The following is an 18,797-nucleotide window of genomic DNA, read 5'->3' as shown; positions in this document are numbered from 1 at the left end:
TATAGGGATTTACAGGATTTATTATAATTAGCCACCGAGAACACCGAAGCCACCGAAAAAGAACTAACTTTGAACTAAGAACTCCTGCACTAAGAACTTTGAACTCCTGCACTTTGAACTCCCGCACTCCCGCACTTTGAACCCCTGCACTAATTTTCCGAAAAAAAGTCGGAGCTAATTAAGAAGCTCCGACTTTCAAACTCTCTTGTTAACCAGTTAACTTATTTTGCCAGAACCATCTTTTTGGCACTGCTATAATTTCCACTGGTCATCCGATACATATAAATTCCACTGGCAACAGGTTTACCGTTTGCATCACAACCATCCCAGGCAAGCTGATAAAAACCAGGGATATTATGTTCAGCAGTTAAGGTTTGGATAACCTGTCCCTTCATATTATATATATCAATCCTTACTTTTCCTGCATCCTTAAGTGAATAACGAATATTAGTATTGGGATTGAAAGGATTAGGATATGCATTTAGCAGTTTGGTAGCCATTAAAACTTCTGGAGGACGCGGTTCCTGATTGGGGTCGCCAATAGTAACAATGGAAGGACCATAGTAAGAACTGACTCCATCCAGAGAAACACTTTCCAGCCAGTAATAATATACCATATTGGTGTATGCCTCAAAATCGGTGTAAGAATAGCTGATCTGAGTTCCTGCTTCTACTCCCTCGTCAATTATCTGAGCATTTATTCTTTGAGCAGTAGCAAGGTCTTTCTTTTCGGCTCGTAAAATGTTGTAACCGGAATGATTGGTCTCGGATTCCGCTATCCATTTAATCAGCACATACATATCGGAGGTAAGAACAGCGGTAAAACTGCTCAATTCTACCGGCAAAGTAGGATCCTGTTCTCCTAAAACTATAGGTATTTCTTCTGAACCTTTTCCTTTAGCAAAAGTGATATTGAAGATAATCTGTTCTGTAGTACCAGTAACTGTATGCCAGCTTCCATTCTGATAATAAGCACCGTAAGCTGCACCTGGTTGAATGGTAATTGTCCAATTTGCTATGCTGTTATCCAAAACAAAAGATAAAGGAGTGAAATTAACATTCTGATTTGGAATAGGAGGTATTGGACCACTACCAACATTAGCATTACCTCCAGAGATAGTAACAGTCAAGCCGTTTATAGGTGTGGGAGTATCTTCAAGAAAGTCAAAAGCTTCTTCAAAATCAGCTAAAAAACGGGGAGTAATTTGAATATCGGCATTATATTGTCCTACCAGGCAAGTTATATTTTGAGGGGTTTGAGGAATTGGTTCTCCGTTATAATCAGTGGAAGTTAAAGTTCTTAAAGTTAAAGTTGTTTCACCTTGCGTAACAGGAATACTCTGGGTACCTGAAGAAAAGTTACCCGTAGAACCTAAAGTTACATTATAAACCTTAATCAGCTTGGATTGATCTGCACTGGTTAAACTGGCAAGAGTTCTTTCTTCTGGGATAATTACATTTCCTGTTGAGGAAGCAGGTCCGGGATCAGCTACAGGAACAAATTCCAGTAAACTGTTATAAGTAGAAAGAGTTCCCAGTAAACCGGTTATTCCATCTCCCATATTATAAGCAGTAGTTATTTTTCCCGCAGTATCATAAATATAAATAGCAGCAGTTGCATCTTGAATCCATTTGGGATGATAAGATAAACTCTGCTGAAAAGTAAGAATCGCTTCGCCAGTTAAACGATAAACATTAGAACCGACAGGTTGATTTCTCAAAGTGGCAATATCAGCTACCTCAGTTATCTCAGGAAATGTATAAACCGCTGTGGCAATAGCACTTGGATCATAACCTTCGGCATAGGCAATTGCTTTTAGAGTTGTGGTATCTTCAATATAAATAGGTTCTGTATATTCTGTAGCTGTTTCATCCGGATCAGAACCATCGGTAGTATAATAAATAGTTGCTCCCTCTGTTGTACAGGAAATTGTAGCATTAAATGCAGAATAAAAAGTATTCGTGGAAGGGGATATATTAGGAGTTGCAACTGTTGGGTTTCCACCTGATAATTCAAAAGTTCCAGTAATAGTTATTGGTCCTTGTAAACCAGCTGTACCACCTGTAGCTTCAGAATTATATAGATATAATCTAAAACCACAATTGGTTGTAATATTTGCATAATCAGAACCAAGTGTTATAATATTTCCTGTCCAAGATGAATTTGTATCAGGATTTGTTAATACACCAGAAGAATTGTTTAAATTTGTGTTCAAAGTTGTATAATTATCCAATATTGATCCATAATTATCATAACTACCTCTCCACTGGCATTGTCTGGTTCCTGTTGCACTTCTACCAATTCCAAATGTAATCGTTGAAACAGTAAATTTATAACCAGATGCCGCAGTAATAGTGAAACCAAAATACTTACCAGTATCTACAGAACCTGTAAAAGTGTCACTACCACTTATAGCTCCAAGGGGCCATCCAGTAGCTCTAAAGTTTCCAGTGCTTGAAGAACTCGTAACACCTACTTTATCAATAGTTCCCATAGAAATTCCATCGTAAAGAGTTCCATTATACGAAAACTTTTCTACATGACCAGTCGTACCAGTAAAAGTATAAGTAGCAGTAAATGCTGTTTGTGCCCAAGCCATACTAATGGTCAGTATGGTTAGTGTAAATACGAAAAGTAACTTTTTCTTTTTTCCTCCTACGGAATTAAGTTATTTAAACATCATTTTGGAATTTCTCATCATAAAGACATTATAATTTGAACAAGGATCTTGGCAAGTTATTTTTTTTACTCAGAAGAAATCTCACGCAGATTACGCAGATTACGCAGATTTAATAGGTCTGGGATGAACAGGATTATTGGGATTTACAGGATTTATTATAATTAGCCACCGAGAACACCGAAGCTACCGAAAAAGAACTAACTTTGAACTAAGAACTCCCGCACTTTGAACTCCGGCACTAAGAACTCCGGCACTTTGAACTCCGGCACTAAGAACTCCCGTACTAAGAACTATGAACTCCCGCACTTTGAACTCCCGCACTTTAAACCCCTGCACTTTGAACTCCATCACTCCCGCACTTTTAATAAAACACCGCTCCAACCGGGCAACCTGAAAAGTTTTTCTTATTGCCTTCAGAGCAGATTCCACAGGCATTGCATTTTGTAGTATCAATTACGGCTTTACCGTTTTTCAGGGAAATAGCTCCTTGAGGGCAATAGCGGAGACAGAGTTTACAGCCAATACACAGGTCTGGATTTATTCGGTAAGTTGTTTTAGGGGAGGGCGTTGTTGTTTTTGCAGGTTCAGGTGTTTCAGGTCTTTTCTCCTCTGGCAGGTCATCTATCTTCTTCTTATTTTGATATTGATTAGCAGAGGCAGTTTCTGCTTTTGCAGTATTGGATTGGGGTTTTAGAACAGAAGATTTCTCTTTTGTGCTATCCGGTTCAGGAACAATTTTTTTAATTGAGTTTACAGGAACAGCTTTTGAAGGCAGGAAAGCACTATAGAACAGGAATAAAAGAATGCTTCCCAAAAGCAGTAATACCAATATTTGTAAAATGGTTCTCATTTATTTATCCATCTTGCCTTTGAGGGTTTCGGGTTTAGGACATTTTTCCGCACACTTAAAACAAAGAATACAATTCGGGTTTTGCACATATTCTTCTTCCGTAATGTTAATATTCATCGGACAGGATAGAGAACAGATTTGGCAATCGTTACAGCGTTCCAGATTGCGGTGAATTTTGCAGCGGGGAAAATGAACCAGTTGACCCAAGCGCATAAACAAATTCATTAAAGCAGCATAAGGACAGAGGAAACGACACCAGAAGCGTTCCAGAAAAATACCTGCTATAATTATTAAGAGAGTAACGATTAAACCCCAAAAAGCTATATCGGGCAAAAGAGAAAGAGCATAAACAGGGCATAAGCGAATAAAGATATAGTTTCCACCGACAAGAGATAAGAGGATTGTTATTATTAATACAAGATACTTAACTGGGGCAAAACGCCTTTCTTGATAAAGAGGGATTTGTTTTCTGTTTCTTTTCTTTTTGCTGAAAAGGGCATAGATAATTTCTTGCATAGTTCCCAGGGGGCAAACAAAGGAACAGAAAAGGCGTCCGCAAAAAATCGTTAACACCAAAATTAAGAAACTAAAGGCAATTGTTAAAGCGAAAGGATTTCCAAGATATTGAATAAGGATGTTTTTGCTTAAGCCAAAACAGACAATGGCATAAGGGCAAATGTTATGAATTGTAAAGGGCAAAGCAAAGAAGATAAGCCCGGCAAAAAAAGCCAGAGATAACAGTAAAAAGAGTAGTTGGATATTATGTCTGAGGATTTGTCTTTTGCCTTCTTTACTCATTTTAGCTGTTTCCTTTATTTTTCTCATAGTATGACGGGAAAGTGGGTTTTTTTCTGCAATGTTGACCTCCTGACCAACCAAAACCAACGGAGGGTTGACCTCCCGGTCAACCATATTAAACGACAAGATGTCGTTTTTCCGGGATTTAAACGACAAGATGTCGTTTTTCCAGGATTTTAAACGATGAAGACATCGTTTTTCCGGGATTTTAAACGATGAGGACATCGTTTCTCCGTAATGTTGACCTCCTGGTCAACCAAAACCTGGAGGGTTGACCTCCTGGTCAACCAAAACCTGGAGGGTTGACCTCCTGGTCAACCAAAACCTGGAGGGTTGACCTCCCGGTCAACCAAGATAAACGACAAGATGTCGTTTTTCCGGGATTTTAAACGACAAGATGTCGTTTTTCCGCAAGGTTGACCTCCTGGTCAACCAAAACCTGCAATGTTGACCTCCTGGTCAACCAAGTTAAACGACAAGATGTCGTTTTTCCGGGATTTTAAACGACAAGACATCGTTTTTCCGGGATTTAAACGACAAGATGTCGTTTATCCGATTATCTATTTATATTCTACTCTCTTTTTTCAGTAGCTTGCGGTTCGGTAAGATATGTTTCATAGCCGCTTATATCATATTTCAGGTTGGGACGGACTTCATTAAACAATTGCAGAACTCCCTTATAGTCATTAAATTCCTTGGCGTAGCTAACTGCGAACTGAGCAAGATTTTCTTCTTGCGGGAACATTAACATTCCTTTTTTGATGTAGGTTGGAAGTTTCTCAGGGTAGTTATAGATCAAATGGGAGAGGATATAGTAAAAATACATATTTACGCCATCAGGATTTTTTGCGATATTACGGTTTATGAACTCATCCAGCTTATCCCACTGGCCTGTTTTACTATAATAGTTAGCATAAAATTCGGTCAGTTTATATTCCTCTTCCACGAATTTTTTTGCTTTTTGGATATATTTGAAAGCTTCAGGATAGTTTTCTTTATCCACGAAATAATTAGCAGCGCGTAAAAATCCCGAAGCGTAGTTTGTTACGAGGCGTTTCATATTCTCGTCTTTATAGACCCTTTCATTGTCTATGGAGCGGTAATTGTAAACCACATCTATATTATGGACAAGGCGTTCAGGGTTAATCTGACCTTCATTAGGAGTGGAAATAATTCTACCTACCATTCCTTCATTGCGCAGATAATCTTTAAAATTGATATAACTTTCGCAAGTTACAGCAAAATAGATAGGGCGTTTGCCGTAGTTATCTTTCACAATTTGCATCACGGCGATATCGGAAATACGATAAACAGGTTCATTTTCTCTCCATTCAGCAGTGGGAGGTATATCTACAGTAAAGCCCATAGAAGGATTATCCGGAGGACCGGGAATAACCAGGGGTTCTTCTATTCTTCTTGGTTCCAGTTCATCTAACTGCTTATCAGGGATACTGAATAAAACTCCTTCCTGGTCTCTTAGCTGTCTAATATACCAGGGAGTGTTCAAAAGTGAAAGATTGGCAACCGTAACATCTTTACGAATACCTTTCAAGCATTTACTTTTATAGTCAGTTGCCTTAGCAATTGCGGCTTTACTTTCCTTGGTAGGATAAACATTTGTGGCAGGATAGATATTCTCTTTAGCATAAGGATCTTTAACCGCTTGAGCATACCAGAGAGGAAATGTGTCATTATCTCCATTTGTGAAGATAATAGCATTTTCCTCAACCGAATTAAGGAAATTCAATCCATAATCCAGAGCGATAAATTCTTCGGAACGATCGTGAATGCGGTATTGAGTAATCACATTACTTAAAGGAGCCAGGAACATCAAAATGAGTAAAGCAATTCTTACGGGTTTGCTTTTCCACAGGGTAACTAAAGCCAAGGCACCAATTCCCATCCAAATTGCCCACATATTATAAGCAACTACAAAAAAGTAATCTCTATCGCGCACTTCGGCATTGGAAAGATTCATCACAAAGACCATTACAATAGTAGTAATTAAGATAATGGAGAAGAAATACCAAAAGCTGTGTTTATTTTTGCGAAATTGTAACAGGGCACCCGCTACACCCAAAAAAGCGACGAAAATATTAGCTATGGGCTTTAGCAGACCGGAAGTTACACCTAAGAATTTGGTGAAGAACGGTTCATTTAACCATTGCATACCGAAATAGCGTAAAAAGTGATAATTTAGCTGGTCTTTAAAAAAATTCCCCCTTCTTTGCACAAAACTGGTATTTCCGTATTGCTTTCTTAACACATATTCCTGAAACATTTTCCAGTTGCTGGGGTTGCCTTCATTGATGAAAGGTCTTTCTGCAGCTCGCACCATTAAATATATATGAGAAGAAACGCCAACTAAAACAAGAGCAATACCCAAAAGCCAAATTCGGCGATTAAGCACTTTTCTCAATTCTATAAACATAATAATAACGGCTACAAGAGCAAATCCCATTTTATCCAAATCATCTATCAGCAGCTGTTTACCTATCACACCGCAAAAGAAATAGCCAATTAACAGAAAGATGGAATACACAATCAGCTTGGGGAAAAAACTGCCGTTTTTAATGCCCTGCCTTAAAAGCGGGTAACATACTATAAATAGCATTGCGGGAGCTACTTGTAACGCGGTTTGATGAACACAGAAGCCGAGGAAAAAGAGATAGGCAATTAAAAGCAGTATATTCTGGTGAGAAAAATCCCGGCTTTTTTGCACCCAGGTGAAAGTGAGCCAGATAACCAAATTTACAAAGAAAACCAAACCGGAATAGACCTCTGCTTCTACAGCATTCATCCAGAAAGTGAAAGAGAAAGCAGTATAAAAAGCAGAGATTATGCCTGCGAAAATTGCCTGCCAGGATTTCACTTTCAGCATACTGGTCAGCTGGATAGTTATCAAATAAGTAAACATTACAGCCAGAGCACTAAACAAAGCAGAAATGAAGGCAGCAATCATAGCATGGGGAATAAAACCACCAAAAATAGCTACTATTGCTCTGCCCAGTAAGATATAAAAAGGATTTCCCGGGGGATGGGGAACCCCTAAAATGCTAATGCAGGTTGCATATTCTCCGCTATCCCAAAAACTCATTGTGCGTGCTTGAGTAAGCATATATACAACAAGAACCGCAAGAAAAACCCCGAAAGCAATCCAGCGATTCAATTTTACTGGAACAACTCTTTGAGGGCGTAAGGATTCATCATCAATTATTGTGTGGTGAACCGGTTTTTGATATTCGGGAGTAGTTCTGTGTGCTTCTCTGGTTTTTTGTAATTGTGCTTTTTTCCTTATTTCTTTGGCATCCACTGTTTTTCTCCTTTAATCTTTAAGACCTGCTTTGGCGTAACTGGCAATAATTTGTTTTTGTGCCATAAAGAACAGAATCAGAATGGGAACGATGCTGAAGGTGGAAGCAGCCATCAGCAATGTTGTTTGAGTTGATGCTTCCTGGTTAAAATAGCTAAGCCCGACTTGCAATACTCTCAGATTGGGGCTATCCGTCATCACCAGGGGCCACATAAAACTGTTCCAGCTTCCAATAAGGGAAAAGATGGAAGCAGTGGCAATAACTGATTTGGAAAGGGGGAGCATTATTCTCCACAGCATTCCGAAAGTGCTGCAGCCGTCAATTGCTGCAGCATCAAAAAGTTCCTGCGGCAGCGATTTAAAATGCTGGCGGAAAAGAAAGATGGTAAAGATATTTACAGACCAGGGAATAATTAGCGCCTGATAAGTATTCAGCCAATTTATTTTATCCAGCAAAACATAAGAGGAAACCAGATAAATTGGCTCCGGAACCATCATCATACTTAAAAACAGATAGAACAGAAAGTCCCTGCCGAAAAATTCCATGCGGGCAAAAGCATAAGCAGCAAGAGTAGAAGTAATCAGCACCCCGATTAAAGTTAAGAAACTTACCAGCAGAGTATTCTTAAAATAGGTGATAAAAGGCACTTTATTAAAAGCAGTAATAAAATTCTGCCAGTGGAAACTGGGGTCTTTAGTAATCTTTTTCACTTGAGCAGTAGGGACTTCTTTATATTCTTCAATAATTTTATCTTCACTGTTCAAAATGTGAATAACGCTTGTTTCCCCTTTATTTTGCACGAAGATAACTTTCTGCTTTTGCATTCCGTTATCCCATTCATAATATGTTTCTTTAGGAATGAAAAGACGTTCCTGTTTATTAAATTCAGATTGCGTCATCAAAGAAGTGGAAAGCATCCAAAGAAAGGGAAGAATCATACCTATACCGCAGATAATTAACACAGCATAGATAATAGTCATACGAATCTGTTCCGGCATTTTCTTTCTCCTTCTTTAATAATTCACATATTTTTCCAGGCGTCGCTGGAAAACCGTTAAAGTAAGGATAATAAGGAAAAGAGCCAAGGCAACGGCACTGGCATAACCCATTTCCAAAGTGTCAAAGCCCTTTTCGTAAATGTAATACACAATCAGTTTAGTGGTATTCAATGGTCCGCCTTTATCCGTCATTAAATAGACCTGCGAAAAGGTTTGAAAAGTTACGATAGTAGTCATTAATAACACATAGAAAGTAGTGGGGGAGACCAAAGGCAGGGTTATTTTGAAGAACTGTTTAAATTTGCCGGCACCGTCAATTTCCGCCGCTTCATAATAGACCTTGGAAATATTTTGCAAACCTGCAAGATAGATAATAGTATTATAGCCCAAACCCTTCCAGATAGTCATAATAATTATGGCAAAAAGGGCTTGAGAAGGACCACCCAAAAATCGGGGAAAAGTAGCTCCTGTTTTGGCAAACAGCATTTCAAAGATGCCTCTGGATTCGGAAAGCCATTTTTGGGGCTCAATACCGATATAGCCAATTATAGTATTTATTAAGCCGGTTTGCTCATTGAACATCAGTTTCCACACAATTGAAACAGCCACCAGGGAAGTTACATAAGGCATAAAATAGACAGTGCGGAATAAACCCTTAATTGCTTTGATATTATTCAGCAGAACGGCAAAAAGCAAAGAAAAAATAATACTTAGAGGGACGATAAGAATCACCAGCCAGAAAGTATTACCCATTGACTGCCAAAAGACACTATCTTTCAGCATATTAGCATAATTCAGAACGCCGATGAATTTACCGGTACCCCTAATTGACCAATCAAAAAAGCTGAGCACAAAGCTCATCACAATTGGTATTAAGCGAAAGGCAACCAGCAAAAAAAGCGCTGGTAGAATATAGAGGTAGGGGGAAATTTTCCGCTTTGTTTTCATATCGCTATCCCTTTATTTACCTGTTTTATTTCAATTTATGCCTCTCTGCTTAGAGCAGAGGGAAAATAACTATCATCTTAAGTTTCCCAAAGGAAGCATTTGCGGTCTTGTTTTTGTTTAATGCAGCTTTTGATATGTCTCAAGACCAATTTTAAAGATATGCATTGCTTTGGCAAGATCTTCTTTACAAAGAATGTATGCTAAACGCAATTCATTTTTTCCCAAGCCGTTAGTGGCATAAAATCCATCTCCGGGAGCAGCCATAACGGTTTCCTTATTAATCTGAAATTCTTTCAGCATCCAGATAATAAAATCCTCTGCATTGTCAACTGGAAGTTTGGCAAAAATGTAAAAAGCGCCTTCGGGTTTCTTACAAATTACACCGGGAATTTTTTCCAGTTCGCTAAATACCAAATCTCTCCGGGCTTGATATTCTTGTTTTATTTGTTCATAATATTCTGGCGGTAAATAAATTCCGGCATTGGCAGCTAATTGATCTACGGTGGGAGGACATAAACGCGCCTGGGCAAATTTCAGCAAGGCAGCCATAATTTCTTTGTTTCTGCTTACAATACAACCAATTCTGGCTCCACAAGCACTGTAGCGTTTGGAAATACTATCTACCAGGATAGCGTTTTCCTCAAATCCGGGAACTTCCAAAACACTTGTATGGCTTAAACCGTCGTAAATAAATTCCCGATAGACCTCATCGGAAATAAAATATAGACCTTTGCGTTTTGCCAAAGCAGCAATACGAAATATTTCTTCTCTACTGTAAACAGTTCCAGTTGGATTTCCAGGATTGCAAAGCATTATAGCTTTGGTTTTAGGAGTAATTTTTTCCTCTATTAAGGCATCGGCAGGTAAGGCAAAACCGTTTTCAGCATAAGTAGTTAGCGGTTTCAAATTAATTCCTGCCATCGTGGCAAAACCATTATAGTTTGTATAAAAGGGTTCGGGAACTATTATTTCATCACCAACTTCACCTACAACCATCATCGCGAAAGTAATAGCTTCGCTTCCCCCGGTTGTTACAATGATATCCTCCACTTTCAATTCAATGCCTAAATTATGGTAATAGTGCACTAAACTTTCACGATACAGATCAATGCCTTGAGAAGGTCCGTATTCTAAAACCTCATCAGAATATTCGTGATATGCTTTTAACATTTCCTTCGGAGTAGGCAGATCGGGCTGTCCAATATTTAAATGATAAACCTTAATTCCCTTTTTTTTGGCAGCATTGGCATAGGGATTCAATTTACGGATAGGTGATGCCTGAATTTCTCGGGCTCGTTTAGAGAGTTCCATTTCTGTTTCCTTTATATTTTTTTTATTTATATTACTGTGAACCGGAGGACGCTATTCCTCCGCAAATTCGTGTAAACGGAGGACGCTATTCCTCCGCAAATCTCTAAATCCTTATCATCATCTTATTCTTCTGATACCGACTATTTATAATCCTGAAAAAAGACAAGAAAAATCTTTGCCCTGCATACCAAATGCATCTACAAAGGACATCAACATTACGGAAAAAAACAGCATCCTCGGTCTTTTCAGTTCGGAAGAACGACATCTTGTCGTTCTCCTTGCAACCGAGCTATTTCTTTATTACTCTTTTTTCAGTTCGGACGAACGACATCTTGTCGTTCCCCTTGCAACCGAGCTATTTCTTTATTACTCTTTTTTCAGTTCGGACGAACGACATCTTGTCGTTCCCCTTGCAACCGAGCTATTTCTTTATTACTATTTATACAGTAACGAGATAGAAAGATAATGGTGGTTGACTAAGACATCAACCTTCGGCTATTCCCTTCTGGCTTTGGAAACAGCACTATTTTCCCTTCTTCTTCCTTAGCTATTTGTGGTAGAGATACCGTGGTGTTACTGGGCAAAATACCGAAGAACATCACTGTATCTATACCATAGATAGCTATACAGGGATAAAGGAAAACAGGCAGTTATATTTGTAACTTATATCCATTTCATATTGAAAAAGACATAAAAGGAAAATAAGGTTTAGAGGGTTGAGTGTGGATGGCAATAAAAAATGGTACGAGTTGGCAAGCGAAAATGATACACTTGAGAGAAAATGGGAAAACAAACTTTTCTTCTTTTGCTCTATGCTGGAAAGCCCCTTAGGGCGACATCGTAATGGTGACCTCCTGGTAAACCTCTTCTTATACTTGAACGACGAGGACTTCGTTCTTCCGAATAAAAAAGCCCCTTAGGGCGACACTAAAATAGCGATGGTGGCGTAAGCCCCTCGTTTAGTGTAAGCTACAGTATTTTTTATCCTTTTCCCGCATCCAGAAAGCCCTTCAGGGCGACACGATAATAGCGATGGGTGCGTAAGCCCCTCGTAAAATGCGGAAAAAATATCTCTTCGCCTTTTACCTATGCTTGAAAGCCCCTTAGGGCGACACTAAAATAGCGACGGGTGCGTAAGCCCCTCGGAAAATGTAAGATACAGTATCTTTTTATCCTTTTTCCCGCATCCAGAAAGCCCCTTAGGGCGACATCGCAATGGTGACCTCCTGGTCAATCCCTTCTTGTGCTTGAACGACGAGGACGTCGTTCTTCCGAATAAAAAAGGCCTAAGGGGCTTTAGGGAACCGGGAAAGTGAAAAAAGCTATCGTAGCTTGCATTTTCCGAGGGGCTTACGCACCCGTCGCTATTTTAGTGTCGCCCTAAGGGGCTAAAATTTGCCAACCCTATTTTTTCTAATTGCTCAAGTTGGGTATAAAGGCGGTTAGGATAATGCAGAAGAGGTTTTTAATTCACTTTTTCCACACAGGAAGGCAGCTGCTTGAGGAGCAGCTTTTTTCACTTGGGCAGCCATCAAGTGTGAAAGTTCTCTAATTTCCCATTGAGCATTTTCATCGCTACGCAGGCGGACAAAATGATATATTTCTCGTAAATTCATATTCACGAAAACGGTAACAATTGAGGCATTAGTTCTAAAATAGGGGGTAAGATATGCCAATTTAGCAGGTAGAGAGCTGCCCATTCGGATGATGGAATTATTCAGTTTTGTCCATATCTCTTCGCGTTTAATGTTTTGTATGGCAGGAGGGATTTTGGTAGCTAAGGAACTTCCTGCTTTGCGTAAAACGGTGCAATAGCGATGACGCTTAAATTGAGCCCAGCAACTTTCGCTCATTGTAAGTTCAAAACTGAAATTAACTGTCTCAAAAGCACGGGGGACTTTGTTCCAGGGCTTTATATTTTTAAAAACCTGATTCCAGAGTTGCTGTTTAATTATCCGGGGCAAATGAGCTACTGTTTCTTGTGTTTCCCTCCAGTCCAATTCCCCCTGCTGATAAATGATAGCAGTTAAAATTGTATCATCGGCATTAGCAGGAGTGCTAATAATCTTCACTTTATTTTCCATATCCAGTTCTTTCACCCAAGGCAATTCCTGTTGCAGAAAACCGGTAAAACCGACCTTTTCCAAATCTACAAAGCCGGTATAGTTATCAATTTCTGTGTAACGAATTAGAGAAGGAGCTATAGTGCAAACATTGGAATAAAGTAATTCTTTTAGTTCCGCTGCTTCTTTTAAGGGACTTTTGGCTAAATGGGCTAAGAGATTTTCCAGAGAACGGGCATTGATGGTCATACCTAATTGGGTTTTAGTGGAAAGAGGTAAAATGTAGCGGGCATCTTCTTTGGCAAGGCATTCTCTTTCCCGCGGTTTAAGCTCCGGTTTTTGTTCTTTATAGAATTCATTTAAAGCAAGATAGCATAATGCATATTCTGCGAAGAGCTTATCCATCAATTTTTGATAGGGCTGTTTCAGTTTGGGGCGATTGGCAAATTCAGGGGGAACAACATAGTCCTTATTAAAAGTTACATAACGCTGCGATTTTTCCGTGAAGGAAGCTATTCTGCTATGTTCTACCAATTCTGTAAGCGCTCTGGAAATTCCAATAAGATCAATATTAAAAACAGAATGCTCCGCAACGGAGCTGTGACCCATAGAAAAAATAATATCGGTATTGGTTTTTCTCGCTTTTTCCAATTCCATCATTGCTTCTTTCCTGAGGTCGGCAATGCTTTTATTGCTACGGCTGATTCTGGCATAAGAGGCAGAGATTAATTCCGGAGTAGCTAAAGGGCTTTGCAATTTATCAATCAGTTCTTTATCTATGTTGTATCCAGCGATATTTACTTTCATTTTTATTTTCCTTATTGTAAAATAGCATTCACACTGGATGCCCCGATTCTATTGGCTCCGACATCAAGCATAGCCAGTGCTTGTTCTTTGGTTCTAATTCCGCCTGCAGCTTTTACTCCAATTTTGGGTCCTACCACTTGGCGCATTAAAGCGATGTTTTCAATAGTAGCTCCAGCGGAACCGAAACCGGTTGAGGTCTTAACAAAATCCGCACCTGCTTTTTTTGCCAGCAGGCAACTGATGATGATTTGTTCTTCGGTAAGATAGCAGGTCTCCAGAATAACTTTCAGGAGGGCATTGTGTTCTTTACATAATATAGCCGTATCCGCAATACATTGCAAATCCAAATCGTAATCACCACTGAGAAAAGCACTTAAGTTCTGCACTAAATCTACTTCTTCAGCTCCAAGGGCTAAAACGGCTTTTGCTTCATTTACGATGGCATTTTTTGCGCCCGCACCCAAGGGAAAATTGATTACCGTGCAGATTTTAACCGGTTCGTGTAAGAGTTCTTTCAGCAAAGGAATAAAATGAGAATTTACACATACCGCTGCGGTCTGAAAATTATTTGCCGTGTGGCAGAGTTCAGTTACTTCTTTTTTGGTAGCTTCTGCTTTCAAAACAGTAGCATCTATCACGGCAGCCAAACCCTTTTCGGGATTGTATATTCTATCGGGACCTTTAAGATGGCAATTGTAACAATTTAAACAGATGATATGTCCCCCACCACATTGAGCGGGATGATTGTCGCCAAAAAGTTCTTTGGCAATTTCCGGAATGCTTTTCATTATATTTCTCCTCTATTATTATCGGTAAGTTGTCCGCAGGCACCGAAAATATCGGCTCCTCTGCTTTTGCGTAAAGTTATTGCCTGAGGCAGGTTTTGTGCCTTGCTCATAAAATTCTTTATTTCTGTTTCCGTGGGAGCTCTGAAGCGAGAACCCCTGCCGGGATTGTAAGGAATAAAATTTATTTTGCAGGAGAGGTCACCTGTGAATTTGCGTAAAGCGGTCAGGTCTTCATTATTCATATTGAATTCGGGAATAAGAATATACTCCAGGGTAACCCGGAAGGAGGTTTTGCGCAGGTAATAGAGCAATGCCTGTTTCAGCTGAATAAGGTTATATTGTTTACTAACAGGCATCAATTGATTGCGTTTTGTTTGAATTGCGGAATTTAGCGAAAGGGCAAGTTTGGTTTTAACTCCGCTATCAGCCAAAGCTATAATTCCTGGAACAATTCCGCAAGTGGAAACGGTTATTCTTCTGGGGCTGAAAGAAAGACCCTCATTGCTTTGTAAGATTTTAAGCGCTTCCAAAACCTTTTGCAGATTATTGAGAGGTTCTCCCATTCCCATTAAAACAAGGTTGGTAAGCTTGTTGTTGCCGGAATCTTTTTGTTCTTTTTCTGCCAATATAACCTGTCCAATAATTTCCTGCGTTTCCAAATTGCGAATAAACCCCATTTTGCCTGTGGAGCAAAAGATGCAATTATGGGCGCAACCAACTTGAGTGGAAATGCAAAGCGTATTTTTCTTTTCCGTTGGAATAAGCACACTTTCAATCAATTTGCCGTCTTCTAATTTTAAACGGTATTTAATTGCGCCATCTCGGGAAACAAGTTTACTTTCTATGGCAGGTAAAAAGAAGGAGTAATTGCTTTGCAGGAATGCTTTATACTCCTCAGGCAGATTGGTCATTTTTTCCGGTTCACCGCAAAAGGATTTATACAGCCAAAAAAGTAGCTGCTTAGTTCTGTAGGCGGGAATTCCGGGTTGCCTGGAAAGGATATTTCTTGCCAGCTCTTCAGGCAGCATTGAAAAAACATTCGTTAGCATTCTTCAACTATTGTGGGTACGCTGATAACTTTCAGAGTGTTATATTCATCCAGATCAATTTCCTGAATTATGCCTTCCTCATTGGCAAGCAAAACTTTCCTGCCTAAAACATTTAGCCGAAAAACCATCATTTTGGTGTTTTGGTATTGAACTAAAGTGCCAACCAAGGGAAAGCCCTTTGCTTCTTCTACATAAAAATCTTCTTCAAAATTCAAGCAGCAAAGCAAACGACCGCAGGGACCGGATATTTTAGTTAAATTTCCTGATATATTCTGGTCTTTTGCCATCTTAATGGTTACCTGATTGAAATGCTTTAAAAAACTGCTGCAACAATATTGTTTGCCACACATTCCAAAACCGCCCAAGCGTCTTGCTTCATCCCTGCCTGTGGTTTGATGTAATTCAATGCGGGTTTTGAATACATTTGCCAGTTCCCGAACAAAAGTGCGGAAATCAATTCTGCCATCGGCAGTAAAGAAAAAGGTTAATTTATTGCCGTCAAACTGGTAAATCGTTTCAATCAGTTTCATTTCAAAAGGATAACGCTCCAGAATATCCATAAAGGTTTTGGATGCCTTATCTTCTTCATAATTGATGTTTTTTATCTTTTCCAGGTCTTCTTCATTGGCATGGCGTCGGATACTGAATTTCTTTCCGGCTAAAACCTGGGCATCCAATTCTTCTTCGTTTACGCCCAAATGAATTACCTGCGCTATATCGTCACCGCGTTCAACTTCTACTACAATCAGGTCTTCGGGCTGAATATTAAGCTCCAGATTATTCTGATAATAGCCCAAACGTCCTGTTCTAAATATTACTTCTATATAGTCCTGCATTACATCCTCATATTATATATTTTATTATAGAGTTCTTTTTCGGTATTGGTGAAAAACAGCTTGCGCCGTTGTTTAACGGTTACGGCTGTTTCACAAAATTCGGGGAAACGGTATTTAACTAATTTATCTGCTTCGCCCCAGGAAAAATCGGGGATAAAATCTTTAATTAAGTTCGCACCATAAAGGTTACAGCCAATACCAATAACGGTTCCGGTATTAATGTTGCACCCGATACCTGTTTTAGTGTGGTCTCCAATTACACAACCTAAAAATTGATTGCCGGAATCAATTTTGGCTTTCTGGGGATAAGAATAATAGGCAACTGATTTGTAAGTGTTTTTCAGGTCACTATTATTAGTATCAGCTCCCAAATTTATCCATTCGCCGATGTAAGAATGCCCTAAAAAGCCGTCATGCTGTTTATTGCTGAAGCCCTGAAAAATTGTGCCTTCTACTTCACCACCAACCTTACAAACGGGTCCGATAGAAGTGCCTCCGTAAATTTTTGCCCCAATCTTAATCAGCGATTTTTTGCCGATGTAAACGGGACCGCAAAGAACCGCATTAGCCATTATGCGAGCTCCGTTATCAATTACAATGGGTCCTTCTGAAGCATCCAAAATAACTCCGGGGGCAAATTCCGCACCTTCTCCAATCCAAACATTATATGGATGTAAAACAGTTACTCCCGGTTCGGTTTCAAAGTAATTATCACTGTCGTAAAAATGCAAATGATAATCCCAATTAAGCAAACGGGCATTATCTTGAATAAGTTCCGGCAAGGAATTGTAGAGTTTTATCCGGCAGGGGATTTTCTTCAGGTTAGCTACATCGGGAAAAATGGAAGCATCCTTCACTTTTACCGCAATAAGTTCCTGTTCGTTATATAAACAGGAACCGAAAGAAAGCTGAGACATTGCTTCCAGTGCGTCTGTATTTAGTATAATGCGGGAGTTTAGATATATTTTTTCTCCCTCAATTTCAGAATTGATTAGCCAATCGGGATGCCGTTCCCGGTATAGAGGAACAAGGTCTTCTGCAATAATTACACAGGTCTTTTCCGTATCAGGAAAGATACTTTCCAGGCGTTGACGCAATTTCGTAATTCCGCAACGCAGGTCTCCAATACTTCTATTCAAAGTTAAAGGATAAAAATTGGGGCGGGAATCATCATCAAAGATTATGGTTTGCATTGTTATTCCTTTTTTTATCAGGTCTTTTACCTTGCCAGACGAAAATATTAAACTGTCCCAGCACCATTGTAAAAACCAGGAAGAAATTTTGAATAATCAGCCAGACAGGATAAAAAGTGAGCATTGCTTTCGTTATGCCAAAACGGGAATGAGAGTAATGGAAAGTGAAATTCTCCATAATTATGCGATAGGCAAAAATCAGCAGAGCCAGTTTGTAATTAAAAAACAGCATCAATAAACCACCCCAATATAAACAGGCAAGCGAAAACAGGATGAAAAAGAATTCCGGATTTAACTTCAGCTGATATTTCATATTGGAAGCCCAACGACTGCGTTGATTGATTAGCTGTTTCCAGGATTTTACAGGATGCGTGTAAACAAAACTGGTAGGGGAAAAATTGAATATTATCCGGTGCCCTTTTTTCCTCATTAGTTGTAATAGGTTTACATCATCGCCAGAAAGTAAATGCCTAATCTTGCTAAAACCATCTACATCATCAAAAGCGGAGCGTCTGTAAGCTAAATTTTGTCCGATGCAAGCCCAACTTTTGCCAATTGTGTAGCCACCCCCTAAAACCATATAAGTTAAGGCAAAATCCAGATGTTCATATTTTTGCACGAGAGAGGCCTTTTTCCAACTGGGAAGCAAAGTTCTGGAATAACCCGCAACCATAGAAACATCATCTGTAAATAGCGAAACCATAGAAGAAATCCAGGTTACGGGAACAATGCAATCCGCATCGGTAGTAAGAATAATTTCCCCTTGAGTAGCATAAACGGCATCTTCCAATGCCTTCTTTTTGGGAGAAAGAACATTTTCCCTTCCCGTTATTTTTAAATAATGCAGGTTTAATCCTGCTGCTATATATTTATTTGCCACTGCTTCTGTTTCATCTTCGGAATCGTCATCTGCCAGAATAACTTCATAAAGTTCGGAAGGATAATCCTGATTCAATAAACACAGTAATAAATCCTGTAAATTTCTGGCTTCATTACGAGCAGCAATAACAACGCTGACCGTCTTTTTTTGATAATTGAAAACCGGCTTGTAGTGTTTATAACCAAAGTAAAAACGAATGCAAAAAACCAGATAAGTAAGGCAACCGGTTGCCACAAAAGCACAAAGAATATAAAAAAGAACACTAACCACTTTTACGGTTC

At 39.3% G+C, this 18,797-nt stretch carries 16 protein-coding genes; 2 read left to right on the top strand and 14 right to left on the bottom strand.

What is annotated here, in order from left to right:
- Positions 1-221: 221 nt before the first annotated feature.
- The 8 genes from PLE33_01740 to PLE33_01705 form a co-directional block, all read right to left on the bottom strand.
- Entirely contained in the window at positions 222-2,600 is a 2,379-nt protein-coding gene (locus PLE33_01740) for an FN3 associated domain-containing protein (GenBank protein ID HPS59970.1), read from the bottom strand.
- A 264-nt stretch (positions 2,601-2,864) separates the two neighbouring features.
- Entirely contained in the window at positions 2,865-3,017 is a 153-nt protein-coding gene (locus PLE33_01735; protein HPS59969.1) for a hypothetical protein, read from the bottom strand.
- A gap of 25 nt (positions 3,018-3,042) precedes the next feature.
- Complete coding sequence (locus tag PLE33_01730; protein HPS59968.1) at positions 3,043-3,531, bottom strand: 4Fe-4S binding protein; 489 nt, start codon at positions 3,529-3,531, stop codon at positions 3,043-3,045.
- Positions 3,532-4,356, bottom strand: a complete 825-nt coding sequence (locus tag PLE33_01725) for a 4Fe-4S binding protein (protein HPS59967.1) — start codon at positions 4,354-4,356, stop codon at positions 3,532-3,534.
- A gap of 544 nt (positions 4,357-4,900) precedes the next feature.
- The gene (locus PLE33_01720; protein HPS59966.1) at positions 4,901-7,642 is read right to left on the bottom strand and encodes a DUF2723 domain-containing protein; all 2,742 of its coding nucleotides are present in this window, start codon (positions 7,640-7,642) and stop codon (positions 4,901-4,903) included.
- A 12-nt stretch (positions 7,643-7,654) separates the two neighbouring features.
- Positions 7,655-8,641: a carbohydrate ABC transporter permease gene (locus tag PLE33_01715; GenBank protein ID HPS59965.1), complete on the bottom strand. Its 987-nt coding sequence runs from the start codon at positions 8,639-8,641 to the stop codon at positions 7,655-7,657.
- Positions 8,642-8,656: 15 nt separating this feature from the next.
- Positions 8,657-9,589 carry a sugar ABC transporter permease gene (locus tag PLE33_01710; GenBank protein ID HPS59964.1) on the bottom strand — a complete coding sequence of 311 codons (933 nt, stop codon included), beginning with the start codon at positions 9,587-9,589 and terminating at the stop codon, positions 8,657-8,659.
- A 117-nt stretch (positions 9,590-9,706) separates the two neighbouring features.
- Entirely contained in the window at positions 9,707-10,900 is a 1,194-nt protein-coding gene (locus tag PLE33_01705) for a pyridoxal phosphate-dependent aminotransferase (protein ID HPS59963.1), read from the bottom strand.
- 175 nt (positions 10,901-11,075) lie between these two features.
- Here PLE33_01705 and PLE33_01700 point away from each other — a divergent pair, with 175 nt between their 5' ends.
- Both PLE33_01700 and PLE33_01695 read left to right on the top strand, forming a co-directional pair.
- Positions 11,076-11,366 (top strand): hypothetical protein, encoded by a 291-nt coding sequence (locus PLE33_01700; GenBank protein HPS59962.1) that lies wholly within the window; start codon positions 11,076-11,078, stop codon positions 11,364-11,366.
- 256 nt (positions 11,367-11,622) lie between these two features.
- Entirely contained in the window at positions 11,623-11,820 is a 198-nt protein-coding gene (locus PLE33_01695; protein HPS59961.1) for a hypothetical protein, read from the top strand.
- 522 nt (positions 11,821-12,342) lie between these two features.
- Here the strand turns inward: PLE33_01695 and PLE33_01690 are convergent.
- The 6 genes from PLE33_01690 to PLE33_01665 are packed head-to-tail and all read right to left on the bottom strand — an operon-like array spanning position 12,343 to position 18,786.
- The gene (locus PLE33_01690) at positions 12,343-13,770 is read right to left on the bottom strand and encodes an FAD-dependent thymidylate synthase (GenBank protein ID HPS59960.1); all 1,428 of its coding nucleotides are present in this window, start codon (positions 13,768-13,770) and stop codon (positions 12,343-12,345) included.
- An 11-nt stretch (positions 13,771-13,781) separates the two neighbouring features.
- The gene (gene deoC, locus PLE33_01685; GenBank protein ID HPS59959.1) at positions 13,782-14,558 is read right to left on the bottom strand and encodes a deoxyribose-phosphate aldolase; all 777 of its coding nucleotides are present in this window, start codon (positions 14,556-14,558) and stop codon (positions 13,782-13,784) included.
- Positions 14,558-15,607 carry a 23S rRNA (adenine(2503)-C(2))-methyltransferase RlmN gene (gene rlmN, locus PLE33_01680; GenBank protein ID HPS59958.1) on the bottom strand — a complete coding sequence of 350 codons (1,050 nt, stop codon included), beginning with the start codon at positions 15,605-15,607 and terminating at the stop codon, positions 14,558-14,560. The genes deoC and rlmN overlap by 1 nt, the downstream gene beginning before the upstream one ends.
- Positions 15,601-16,443 carry a regulatory iron-sulfur-containing complex subunit RicT gene (gene ricT / locus PLE33_01675; protein HPS59957.1) on the bottom strand — a complete coding sequence of 281 codons (843 nt, stop codon included), beginning with the start codon at positions 16,441-16,443 and terminating at the stop codon, positions 15,601-15,603. Before ricT ends, rlmN begins: the two co-directional genes overlap by 7 nt.
- Positions 16,443-17,636 (bottom strand): putative sugar nucleotidyl transferase, encoded by a 1,194-nt coding sequence (locus PLE33_01670; GenBank protein ID HPS59956.1) that lies wholly within the window; start codon positions 17,634-17,636, stop codon positions 16,443-16,445. Before PLE33_01670 ends, ricT begins: the two co-directional genes overlap by 1 nt.
- A complete protein-coding gene (locus PLE33_01665) occupies positions 17,617-18,786 on the bottom strand; it encodes a glycosyltransferase (protein ID HPS59955.1) in 1,170 nt (389 codons plus the stop codon). The genes PLE33_01670 and PLE33_01665 overlap by 20 nt, the downstream gene beginning before the upstream one ends.
- Between the last annotated feature and the right edge of the window lie 11 nt (positions 18,787-18,797).

The organism is Candidatus Cloacimonas sp. (assembly GCA_035403355.1).
Classification (GTDB): Bacteria; Cloacimonadota; Cloacimonadia; order Cloacimonadales; family Cloacimonadaceae; genus Cloacimonas.
This window is presented reverse-complemented; position numbering and strand designations above follow the sequence as displayed.